General features: G+C 44.9%; 11 protein-coding genes and 1 riboswitch. Of the genes, 5 read left to right on the top strand and 6 right to left on the bottom strand.

Translation table 11 applies throughout. From position 1 onward, the window contains the following. Positions 1-140 precede the first annotated feature (140 nt). Together argJ and argC are read right to left on the bottom strand one after the other, a co-directional pair. Positions 141-1,364, bottom strand: coding sequence for a bifunctional glutamate N-acetyltransferase/amino-acid acetyltransferase ArgJ (argJ, locus tag QVP40_RS09685; protein ID WP_022068243.1), 1,224 nt, complete (start codon positions 1,362-1,364; stop codon positions 141-143). Positions 1,365-1,479: 115 nt separating this feature from the next. Beyond that, the gene (gene argC, locus QVP40_RS09690) at positions 1,480-2,520 is read right to left on the bottom strand and encodes an N-acetyl-gamma-glutamyl-phosphate reductase (RefSeq protein WP_022068244.1); all 1,041 of its coding nucleotides are present in this window, start codon (positions 2,518-2,520) and stop codon (positions 1,480-1,482) included. 346 nt (positions 2,521-2,866) lie between these two features. Here argC and QVP40_RS09695 point away from each other — a divergent pair, with 346 nt between their 5' ends. Beyond that, a complete protein-coding gene (locus QVP40_RS09695; RefSeq protein ID WP_022068245.1) occupies positions 2,867-4,099 on the top strand; it encodes an argininosuccinate synthase in 1,233 nt (410 codons plus the stop codon). A gap of 89 nt (positions 4,100-4,188) precedes the next feature. Here the strand turns inward: QVP40_RS09695 and QVP40_RS09700 are convergent, their stop codons facing one another. Further along, positions 4,189-5,343: an AI-2E family transporter gene (locus QVP40_RS09700; RefSeq protein ID WP_022068246.1), complete on the bottom strand. Its 1,155-nt coding sequence runs from the start codon at positions 5,341-5,343 to the stop codon at positions 4,189-4,191. Positions 5,344-5,596: 253 nt separating this feature from the next. After that, a riboswitch (purine riboswitch) is annotated at positions 5,597-5,692 on the top strand. Positions 5,693-5,762: 70 nt separating this feature from the next. On the opposite strand from QVP40_RS09700, the gene QVP40_RS09705 reads away from it, so the two are divergent. From QVP40_RS09705 to QVP40_RS09720, 4 genes are all read left to right on the top strand, one after another. Further along, positions 5,763-7,046, top strand: coding sequence for an amidohydrolase family protein (locus tag QVP40_RS09705; protein WP_022068247.1), 1,284 nt, complete (start codon positions 5,763-5,765; stop codon positions 7,044-7,046). 29 nt (positions 7,047-7,075) lie between these two features. Then, on the top strand, positions 7,076-8,452 hold the full coding sequence (locus tag QVP40_RS09710) for an NCS2 family permease (protein ID WP_022068248.1): 1,377 nt from the start codon (positions 7,076-7,078) through the stop codon (positions 8,450-8,452). A 235-nt stretch (positions 8,453-8,687) separates the two neighbouring features. Beyond that, complete coding sequence (locus QVP40_RS09715) at positions 8,688-8,981, top strand: LysO family transporter (protein WP_022068249.1); 294 nt, start codon at positions 8,688-8,690, stop codon at positions 8,979-8,981. Next, positions 8,978-9,577: a lysine exporter LysO family protein gene (locus QVP40_RS09720; RefSeq protein ID WP_022068250.1), complete on the top strand. Its 600-nt coding sequence runs from the start codon at positions 8,978-8,980 to the stop codon at positions 9,575-9,577. The genes QVP40_RS09715 and QVP40_RS09720 overlap by 4 nt, the downstream gene beginning before the upstream one ends. A 64-nt stretch (positions 9,578-9,641) precedes the next feature. On the opposite strand, the gene QVP40_RS09725 is transcribed toward QVP40_RS09720, so the two are convergent. The 3 genes from QVP40_RS09725 to QVP40_RS09735 form a co-directional block, all read right to left on the bottom strand. Further along, on the bottom strand, positions 9,642-10,019 hold the full coding sequence (locus QVP40_RS09725) for a metal-dependent transcriptional regulator (protein WP_022068251.1): 378 nt from the start codon (positions 10,017-10,019) through the stop codon (positions 9,642-9,644). Positions 10,020-10,309: 290 nt separating this feature from the next. Continuing rightward, positions 10,310-11,053 carry an RNA polymerase sigma factor region1.1 domain-containing protein gene (locus QVP40_RS09730; RefSeq protein WP_022068252.1) on the bottom strand — a complete coding sequence of 248 codons (744 nt, stop codon included), beginning with the start codon at positions 11,051-11,053 and terminating at the stop codon, positions 10,310-10,312. Positions 11,054-11,294: 241 nt separating this feature from the next. Further along, positions 11,295-11,592, bottom strand: a 298-nt coding sequence (locus tag QVP40_RS09735) for a YARHG domain-containing protein (RefSeq protein ID WP_288200456.1), incomplete at its 5' end; no start/stop codon positions are given.

The raw sequence follows: 11,592 nt of genomic DNA on the forward strand, positions 1-11,592 counted from the left end.
TCCTCGATTTCCTTTTTTCTCTTCTTCCTTCTGATCCGTTTCCCAGCCACTGTGATACAGCCATCCATAACCGGCCATTTCTCTGACAGATCTGAATATCCGTCAAAGTCTTTATCCTTTATATGTTTCATCTCCCGAGATCAGGAACGGTAGTCCGCATTGATCTTCACATAATCATAAGTAAGATCACAGCCCCAGGCAGTTGCCGTACAGTCTCCCATTTTAATGTCTGCAATGGCTGTTACCGCATCCTCAGAAAGAATTTTAGTTGCCTCCTCCTCACTGTAACCTGTGGAAACACCATTCTCAATGATCTTAATCTTTCCGGCTCTGCTCTCAAAATACAGATCCACCTTTTCCGGATCAAACTGGGCGCCGGAATATCCCATAGCGCAGAGAATACGGCCCCAGTTGGCATCATGGCCGTAAATCGCCGCCTTTGTAAGTGAGGAAGTCACCACTGATTTACTTAAAGTAACTGCCTGCTCTTTACTTTCTGCCCCGATGATCTTCACTTCAAAAAGAGCGGTGGCACCTTCGCCGTCTCCTGCGATCTTTTTGGCAAGCTGAGTATTTACATAATTAAGGGCCTGGCAGAAAGCCCGATAATCTTCATTTTTTTCTGTGATCTCCGGATTCCCTGCCATACCGTTTGCCAGAAGGAGAACCGTGTCGTTGGTTGAAGTATCACCGTCTACAGAAACCATGTTGTAAGTATCTTTTACATCCTGACTTAAAGCCTCCTGGAGAAGCTCTTTGGAAATATTCACATCTGTTGTGACAAATCCAAGCATGGTGCACATATTGGGGTGGATCATTCCGGAACCCTTGCACATGCCACCTACTGTCACTGTTTTTCCGCCGATCTCAACCTGAACTGCCGCCTCTTTTTCTACGGTGTCTGTTGTCATAATAGCTTTCGCAGCCTGATTTCCTGCTTCCAGGCCTCCGTCAAGCTCCGGCGCCATAGCCTCTACGCCGGCTGCAAGCTTCTGAACCGGAAGCTGCATTCCGATGACACCTGTGGAAGCCACAAGTACGCTGTCCGGATCCACTTTAAGGGTTTTTGCTGCTGCCAGAGCAGTTTCCCTGCAACATTCAAAGCCTTCTTTTCCCGTACATGCATTGGCGATCCCGCTGTTGCAGATGATCACCTGAGCCTCCGGCTGATTATACACAATATCCTGATCCCATTTTACCGGAGCCGCCTTAACGATATTGGTGGTAAAGGTTCCTGCTGCCTTACAGGGAACCTCACTGTATACCATTGCCATATCAGTTCTTCCCTGATATTTGATCCCGGCAGCCGCCGAAGCTGCCTGAAATCCTTTTGCCGCTGTTACGCCGCCTGTAATGATGTTCATAATCGTGTTCTCCTCCTTTTTCCTGCTTCGGAATAATCTCTGTTCTTCGGGTTTCAGAGTCTCTCCGTATTCTGTCACATACTGTATCTGCAGTACCTCATCGTTATATTTTGTATTACGGTACCATAGGGATCTGACGAAGTCCCTCTGCCTCATCAAAACCAAACATCAGGTTCATGTTCTGAACAGCCTGACCTGCAGCGCCTTTTACCAGATTATCCATTGCTCCCATCATAATGATCCTGTTTGTACGGGGATCAATCTTAAAGTTTACATCCACAAAGTTGCTTCCTTCCACCCACTTTGTCTGGGGACATACGTCCTTATCAAGTACCCGGACAAACTGTTCTTTTTCATAATATTTGTCATAAGCTGCCTTCACTTCCTCATAAGAGACCTCTTTTTTCAGAGACGCATAGGCTGTAATAAGGATTCCTCTGTTCATTGGGATCAGGTGAGGGGTAAAATTCAGAATCACCTCTTCACCGCAGGCATAGCCAAGCTGATCCTCGATCTCCGGCGTATGTCTGTGAGACGCAACGCCGTACGCCTTGATATTTTCGTTTACCTCACAGAAAAGATTATCCACCTTAGCCCCTCTTCCGGCGCCTGAGGTTCCGGATTTTGCATCAATGATAATGGTAGAGGGATCAATAAGCCCTTCTTTCAGAAGAGGGTAAATGGAAAGTGTGGAACAGGTAGGATAGCATCCCGGATTGGCGATCAGTCTTGCCTTCTTAATATCTTCCCGGTTGATCTCACAGAGCCCGTACACGGCTTCCTCGATAAACTGAGGCGCTTTGTGCTGGATCCCATACCACTCCTCATATTTCTTTACATCCTTAATACGAAAATCCGCGCTGAGGTCGATCACCTTCGCCCTGGAAAGAATCCCTTCATTTACAAGAGAAGCGCAAAGCCCCTGAGGGGTTGCCGTAAAAATCACATCCACTTCGTCTGCCAGAGCTTCCATATTATCATCCATGCATTTTGCATCCACCAGCTTAAAAAAGTTCTGATAAATTCCTGCATATTCCTTATCAATATAGCTTCTGGAGCCATACCATACCACTTCTGTTTCTTTATGTCCCAGTAAAAGTCTTGCCAGCTCATTTCCCGCATAGCCGGTCGCTCCGATAATTCCTGCTTTTATCATAATAGGTTCTCCTCCTTTTTTCATCCGGCATTTCTTCCCGGATGTATATTTATGCCGTTTCTGTGATGATGATAAGATTATACATCTATCGTGCATAATATGCAATAATTATTTTTCACAATACCTGTTGTTTTTTTCTGTTTTCCTTTATATATTTTGATTGTTACCTATAATTATATTAGGTGTTCCCGGAAATCTTTTTAAACTTTTTTCATTTTAGGTATTGCATATTTATAAAATTTGTTGTATATTATCCATTGTTCCCGGAAACGTACAGCTTCCGGGCTAAAGCAAAAAAACTTATTGAACAATAATTTTAAAGGATAAATAAACAGGAGGATCTATTATGAAAGAAAAAGTTGTTCTGGCATACTCTGGCGGTCTTGATACCACAGCGCTGATTCCGTGGCTGAAAGAAACCTTTAATTACGATGTTGTCTGCTGCTGCATTAACTGCGGACAGGGAAACGAACTGGACGGACTGGACGAGAGAGCCAAACTTTCCGGAGCTTCCAAATTATATATTGAAGATATTGTTGATGAATTCTGCGACGAATATATTATGCCATGTGTAGAGGCAGGCGCTGTATATGAGCACCAGTATCTTCTTGGAACCTCTATGGCACGTCCGGCAATCGCCAAAAAGCTGGTTGAGATCGCACGTAAAGAAAATGCTGTGGCTATCTGCCACGGCGCTACCGGAAAAGGCAATGACCAGATCCGTTTTGAACTTGGAATCAAAGCCCTTGCTCCTGACATCAAGATCATTGCTCCATGGCGTATGACCGACGTATGGACCATGCAGTCCCGTGAGGATGAGCTGGCTTACTGTCAGGCACACGGAATCAATCTTCCCTTTGACGCACGCCACAGCTACAGCCGCGACCGTAACTTATGGCATATCAGCCATGAAGGCCTTGAGCTGGAGGATCCTTCCCAGGCACCTAACTATGACGACATGCTTGTATTAAGCGTAACCCCTCAGATGGCTCCTGACAAAGAAACTGAGATCACCATGACCTTTGAAGAAGGTATTCCGAAAACTCTGAACGGCAAAGCAATGAAAGTATCTGAGATCATTACTGAGCTGAACCGTCTGGGCGGAGAAAACGGAATCGGAATCGTTGATATTGTGGAAAACCGTGTAGTAGGTATGAAATCCCGCGGCGTTTATGAGACTCCCGGCGGAACCATCCTTATGGCAGCTCATGACCAGCTTGAGGAGCTGACTCTTGACCGCGATACTATGGAAGCCAAAAAGAAACTGGGAAGCCAGTTTGCACAGGTTGTTTACGAGGGCAAATGGTTCACCCCTCTTCGTGAAGCGATCCAGGCATTTGTAGAATCCACTCAGAAATATGTGACAGGCGAAGTAAAACTGAAGCTTTACAAAGGAAATATCATCAAAGCAGGAACTACTTCTCCATACAGCCTTTACAATGAGTCTCTTGCTTCCTTTACCACAGGAGACATGTACGATCACCATGACGCAGACGGCTTTATCACTCTTTTCGGACTTCCGCTGAAAGTTCGTGCCATGAAGCTTCTGGAAGTGGAACAGAACAAAAACAATAAATAATCAAAACGAAAAGACTGCTGACAGCAAAGCCCCGGAACATATCCACAGGCTTCTGCTGACAGCAGTCCTTATTTTTTGTATTCAGAAAATCAGTCTTTTATCTGTATATTTCTGGTTTTCAGTCTTTTGTATATCCACTCACGGAACAGAGCATAAAGCACTGACACCAGCGGGATAAATATCAGCATGCCCACAACTCCCATAAGACTTCCGCCTATGGTAACTGCCATCAGCACCCACACAGAAGGAAGTCCCACGGAGCCTCCAACAACATGAGGATAGATCAGATTTCCCTCAATCTGCTGAAGCACAAAGAACAAAATCAGAAACAGCAGCGCCTGTACAGGACTTATCAGAAAAATCAGGATAAAGCTCACTGCACATCCGATAAACGCACCAAAAACAGGAATCAAGGCTGTAAATGCAATCAGAACACCTACCAGCATTGCATACGGGAACCGGAATATGGTCATTGTCACAAAGAACATGGTTCCCAGAATCACAGCCTCAATGCACTGTCCTGTAACAAATCCGGAAAAAATATCACTTGCCAGAGAACATACATGAAGCACATATTTTACCGCTTTTTTCGGAAACAGCGCATAAAGAGCTTTTTTTGTCTGGATCATCAGTTTTTCTTTCTGGAGAAGCACATAACAGGCAAAAACAAATCCAATACCAAAGTTCATAGCTGTATTTACAATTCCAAGAGTTACCGTCACTGTGGAAGAAAGAATATTGTTGACGCCTCTCTGAAGCCCTGTCATAACAGAATCCAGCATTTTCTGAGGCTCTATCTCAAGGGAGTTCGCCCACTCGGAAATAGCAGAATCCTGTTTGAAATTCTCATCGATCCATACCGTAATATTTGTGATTCCCCACTCAATGTTTCTTCCCAGACTCATTGCTGTCCGGCCCAGTTCAGGGATCACTACGTTTCCAACAATAAAGATCACAAAAACAGCTATCAGTATGGCAAGCACCAGGCTTACCGGTCTGGCAATCTTACGGACGATCTTTGAATCCTTCCGTTTTCCTCTGCCGAATATGTTTCTTTCAATAAACTGCATGGGAACGTTTAATACAAATGCAATTCCGCCGCCTGCTATAAACGGAAAAAACAGGCCGATAATCCTCATCAGAAAATCAAGTACAACATCCAGATTCTGCAGACCCACATATAAAAGCACTGTAAAAAGAATCAGATACATACAGTTTTTCATGTTTTCTTTTTTAAATTCCAAAATATCCCTCCATCCAGGTTCTTTTTTCTGACTGGTCTCATGTATCCTGTCCGGAGCTTTCCCGGACCTGTCGGTATTTCCGATACGACACATTCTATCACGGATATGTTTTTCTTGCCAGAGAAATTCTTTAATTTTCTTCTTAAACATTTTGCACAAATTTCAGCTGTGATTTTCTGCATTTCCGATAGTTTAAATTGTTTGTTTTTAATTGACAGAAAATTCTTTTCCATATATAATATAAAGCATATAAATAAAGGTATTTGCAGCAGCTTATATAAGTCCATAATCGGTTGGACGTTTCTACCAACTACCGTAATAGTTGCCTATAAGTCTTATTCAGGGTATCCGAAAAAGGTAGTTGGAATTTTTTTGCTCAAAACCGCCCTGGCTGCAAAGAAGAAAGGAAGGTAAACCATATGAAACAGAATTCTTCTTTTGCACTAAAAGGAAATGTCTGCTTCAGCACAGACAAAAACACTCTTGTCTCCGGAGAACATGCCTATGTTGTCTGCGAAAACGGAAAATGTGCCGGAGTATTTTCCTCCCTCCCGGAAAAATTCCAGGGAATCCCGGTAAGAGATGCAGGAGACAGTCTGATCGTCCCGGGATTTGCAGACCTTCATCTTCATGCTCCCCAGTACAGCTTCCGGGGAATGGGAATGGATCTGGAGCTTCTGGACTGGCTGAACTCTGTGACCTTTCCTGAGGAATCCAAATATTCCGATCAGGAATATGCCCGGAAGGCCTACTCCATTTTTGCTGAGGATCTGAAAAAAAGTGAAACCACAAGAGCCTGTATCTTCGGCACTCTCCACGTGGAAGCAACGGATATTCTTATGGAGCTTCTGGAAAAAACCGGACTGAAGACCTTTGTAGGAAAGGTAAATATGGACCGCAACGGCCCGGACACACTGCAGGAAAAAAGCGCTGAAATCTCCGCAGCCGACACAATCCGCTGGCTTGATTCCTGCACAGGAAAATATCAGAATGTAAAACCCATTCTGACACCGCGATTTATCCCGTCCTGCTCAGATGAGCTGATGAAAAAGCTGGCTGAAATCCAGAAACACTATAAACTCCCTGTACAGTCTCATCTGTCTGAGAATCCCGGCGAGGTTTCCTGGGTACAGGAGCTTTGCCCGGAAAGCAGCTTTTACGGAGATGCTTACCGGCAGTTTGATCTCTTTGGCGGAAAAGACTGCCCTACCATTATGGCACACTGTGTTTACTGTCCGGAGGAGGAAATACAGCTTATGAAAGAACAGGGCGTATACGTTGCGCACTGTCCTCAGTCCAACACCAACCTTTCATCAGGCATTGCCCCTGTAAAGCTTTATCTTGAACAGGGCATTCATACCGGACTTGGTACCGATATTGCAGGAGGTCATTCTCTTTCCATGCTGAGAGCTGTTGCTGATTCAATTCAGGTATCAAAGCTTCACTGGAGGTATATAGATAGCAACAGGAAGCCTCTTACCTTTGAAGAAGCATTTTATATGGGGACAATGGGAGGCGGAGAATTCTTCGGCAAAACCGGAAGTTTTCTTGAGGGTTATGAATTTGACGCCGTTATCCTTGACGACACGTATTTCCCGCATCCGCAGTCTCTGACAGTACGGGAACGTCTGGAGCGGCTTACTTATCTGGCTGACGCCCGCTGTGTTACTGGCAAATATGTTTCCGGTACGGAAATATTTTAGCAATATTTTAATAAAAAGGGGGTAGCATTATGAAACTCGAAAAACTCTTTCACCTGAAGGAAAACAAAACAGATGTACGGACCGAGGTCATTGCCGGCGTCACCACATTTATGACAATGGCGTACATTCTGGCAGTAAACCCTAACATTCTGGAGGCCTCCGGAATGGACAGAGGCGCTGTGTTTACAGCAACTGCGCTGTCTGCGTTTATTGCAACCTGCCTTATGGCACTGTTGTCCAATTACCCGTTTGTTCTGGCGCCGGGCATGGGATTAAACGCATATTTCGCGTACACCGTTGTCCTTGGTATGGGTTACAGCTGGCAGCAAGCTCTGGCCGCAGTATTTGTAGAAGGTCTGATCTTTATCCTTCTGTCTCTGACCAATGTACGTGAGGCAATCTTCAACTCCATTCCCATGAACCTGAAACATGCGGTTTCCGTGGGAATCGGTTTGTTTATTGCATTTATCGGTCTGCAGAATGCAAAAATCGTTGTAAACAACGACTCTACTCTGGTAAGTGTATTTTCCTTTAAAAGCGCTGTAAAAGACGGAACCTTTAACAGCATGGGAATCACTGTTTTACTGGCTCTTATCGGTATTTTAGTTACAGCCATCCTTCTGGTAAAAAATATTAAGGGAAGTATCCTGTGGGGTATTCTCATCACCTGGGGACTTGGAATCATCTGTCAGTTCGTTGGACTGTATGTACCAAATCCGGAGCTTGGCTTCTTCAGCCTTCTCCCTGATTTCTCCAACGGAATCAGCGTTCCCAGCATGGCGCCGACCTTTATGAAAATGGACTTTTCCATTGTGTTCAGTCTTGACTTTGTTGTCATCATGTTTGCATTCCTGTTTGTAGATATGTTTGATACTCTTGGAACCCTCATTGGTGTGGCTTCCAAAGCCGATATGCTTGACAAAGACGGCAAACTTCCGAAGATTAAGGGCGCTCTTCTCTCTGATGCAGTGGGAACATCTGTAGGCGCAGTTTGCGGTACTTCTACTGTTACTACTTTTGTAGAAAGCGCTTCCGGTGTAGCGGAAGGCGGACGCACCGGTCTGACTGCCATTGTGGCAGCCATCCTGTTTGGACTGTCTCTGTTCCTGTCGCCGATCTTCCTGGCTATTCCGTCCTTTGCAACGGCTCCGGCTCTGATCGTGGTAGGATTTTTGATGCTCACATCCATTACCAAAATTGATTTTAATGATTACACGGAAGCGATCCCATGCTTTATTGCGATCATTGCAATGCCGTTTATGTACAGTATTTCCGAAGGTATCGCAATGGGCGTTATCTCTTACGTTGTGATCAATCTTATAAGCGGAAAAGCAAAGGAAAAGAAGATCAGCGTACTGATGTATGTTCTTACGGTTCTCTTTATCCTGAAATATGTGTTCTTATAAAAGAACCACCGGGTACCGTACAAAACACAGAATATGCCTCAGACACAGTTCAGATAACTGCTTCTTTCGCTGCGGCACATAAAATCCCAGTCAGAATATGACATCAGGATGACAACAGCACAGGCTTTGAATATTTATCATAAGCCTGTGCTGTTTTTTTGCGTAAACTCCCCATTGTAAAGGAATTCTGCAAATGATATAATGTCTTTTATATGACCTAAAAGGAGAAACTGTTATGAAAATTTTTATTGTCATGGGTGCAGGAATCCTGATCGGACGTTTTCTCATGACAGGAAGAATTAAAAAATGGAATGAACGTCTTGCCATGCTCTGCACCCTTCTTCTTATTTTTTCCATGGGGGTTATGCTTGGCCAAAAAGAAAACTTTCTCAGTGAACTGTCCTCTCTGGGACTGAAAAGCTTCCTGTTCTTTCTGATCCCCACTCTGGTTTCCATTATTCTTGTCTACATACTGACAAAACGCTTTATGGAAAACAAACACTCAGATTCAGAAGGAGAAGACAAATGATCGTTTTATTTACACTGCTGGCCCTGGTACTGGGACTTTTCTGTGGTCTGTCCGGTTTTGATCCCGCGCCTGTCAGCTTTTTAAGCCGGCACTCAGATATGGTTTTATACATACTGATGTTTTCTGTTGGAATCAGCATCGGAATGCACAACGGCATCCTTAAAAAAATACGTCAGTATCATCTGAAGATCCTTATTATCCCCCTGGGCATTACTGTGGGCTCTATCATCGGAGGGCTGATCTGCGCCGTGATCCTGGGTATTTCTCCGGCAGAAGGCGCTGCTGTGGCAAGCGGAATGGGATGGTACAGTCTTGCAGGAGTTACCATCAGCCGTCTGGGAGGCGCGGAACTGGGAAGTATTGCCTTTATGAGCAATCTTATGAGAGAATTTTTCTCTTTTTTCCTGATTCCCATTATTGCCTCCAGGCTCAATAATTACACCTGTATCGCACCGGCCGCAGCCACCAGCGAGGATACCACCCTTCCTGTACTTTTGAAATACACAAATGAGGAAACTGTGGTTCTGGCTGTTCTTAATGGAATTCTCTGTTCCTTTTTTGTGCCCATCCTGATTACTTTTTTCTTTAACATTTAAAATCTGTATGATTAACATAAAACATCCGAAACGGTTCCTTTTGAAACTGCTCCGGATGTTTTATTTAATCCAGCTGACCATTCTCGATCAGACGTTCTTTAATTCTTGCAAAGCTCTCATCACTGATATCATGCTCCATTTTACATGCGTCAGCTCTGGCGATCTCTGAAGGAACTCCCAGGCTCTCCAGCATTGTTGTGAGAACTGTATGACGTTCATAGATTCTGTTGGCAATCTCTGCGCCTTTGTCCAGAAGAGTCACGGTTCCATAACGGTCCATAGCAATGTAACCGTCTTCTCTGAGAAGCTTCATAGCGTGACTTACGCTTGGCTTTGACACTGACAGCATTGTGGCAATGTCCACAGATCTTACTCCTCCGCCCTTTTGGGACAGCCTTAAAATCGCTTCCAGATAATCCTCCGCCGATTCTCTGATTTGCATAAAAACACCTCCCGTTCCGATTATTCTACCATAAATGACACCTGATTACAACCTGCTGCCCACAGGCATATAAAGCTGCCGCCTTTCACAGCAGCCTGGTAAAAATGCATCCCGGACCATCTTTGGTGATGGCGTTTTGCCCTGTATGTCCCGGGATTTTGGAATATACATGCCTAAGTGCCTCACGGGACAGTGACCTGAAGCATGTTGTATAGCCTCCGAAATTCCGTCATGTTTCTTCTACTCTAAAACATCCTGAAAAATAATGCCGTGTAAATCATAATAGCCCATCACTTGTCGTCTCCTGTAAGCCGGAGCGTATCACGGATTTCCTCTACATCCATGTCCAGGATCACTGCAAGCTCTCCCACACTGAATGCGCTTTCTCCGTCTTCTTCATCCTCAGAAAGCTCTCTCACAGCGCTTTCCAGCTTCTCCACCCTGGCCACCAGACTGTCATCCTCAAATTTTCTCTGGCTCTGCTCCTTGCAGGCCTTACGGATTCCCTCACGGATCTGTTCCAGAAGCCATTCCTCACTGCGCAGAATCTCTCCGGCAGCGCCAAGAGCCTGTACAAGGCTTACATTGGCCTCCTGGATCAGATCCCCGATAAAGATATCCTCTGTATTCATTTCCACAGCAAGCCTTGCTGCCGCACGCATATAGCAGGCAGCAAGGCTCTGTACGGCGTCTGCGCTTCCGCTTCTAAGTTCTTCAAAAAGCCGCCCGCTTTCCGGAAAGTCCTCTTCTCCGGGAAGGCTTTCCAGATATTCTTTCAGATAAGCCTCCTCTTCCTGTGTCAGAGGAACCCGGCGTACTTCCTCCTGAGCGTCTGAGCCCTCTGTCTCTGTCTCAATTCCCTCTATCAGGATTCCCTGTCCGGTAAGATATTTAAGCACGTTCACAAGCTGACTGCTGTTCAGATCACTTCCTGAGAATTCTTCTCTGATCTGCTCTGCCCTGAGACTTCCGCCCTGCTCTTTGGCCAGTTCCTGCATTTTTTTAAGTTTTTCCTGAAATTCACGAACATCCATTGCTGTTCTCCTTTTTTCCTTTCATCAATAAACTGATTCCGGGTTGAAATCATTTATTATTTCTCACGCCATTCCCAGTAACCTGCGAACAGTTAGAATCATTTTTCATTATAACATCTTCCCGGACTGTTTTCACCAAAAAATTACCGGCTGAGATATTCATCGAAACAGGCTGGCCGCTGTTCACACAGCATTTTGACCAGATCGCCGTAAACAAAAGGAAGATCCGCAGGCTGAGCCGTCAGCCAAGCTTGTCCTCAAGAGCCTTAATTGACTCCATATTGTATTTTTCATATTCGTTAAAAATACCGTCTCCCATTGCGTCAAACTCTGCCGGCGCATACTTTGGAACATACCAGGATCTGGAATCAAAATACTGCTGTATTTCTGCCGTATCAAACATCCTTCCATGTCTGGCAAAAATTTCATTTCTCGCCAGCCCCAGCTGTTCTTTTGTAAGAGCCTTGCCCCTCAGTGTTTCTTCTGTAAGATATTCGCTGTTGCTGGTTGGCAGTATGTATTCTCCTGATGCCGCGTTA

The sequence above is a fragment of the Blautia sp. CAG:257 genome, from assembly GCF_000433815.1.
GTDB classification, from domain to species: domain Bacteria; phylum Bacillota; class Clostridia; order Lachnospirales; family Lachnospiraceae; genus Blautia_A; species Blautia_A caecimuris.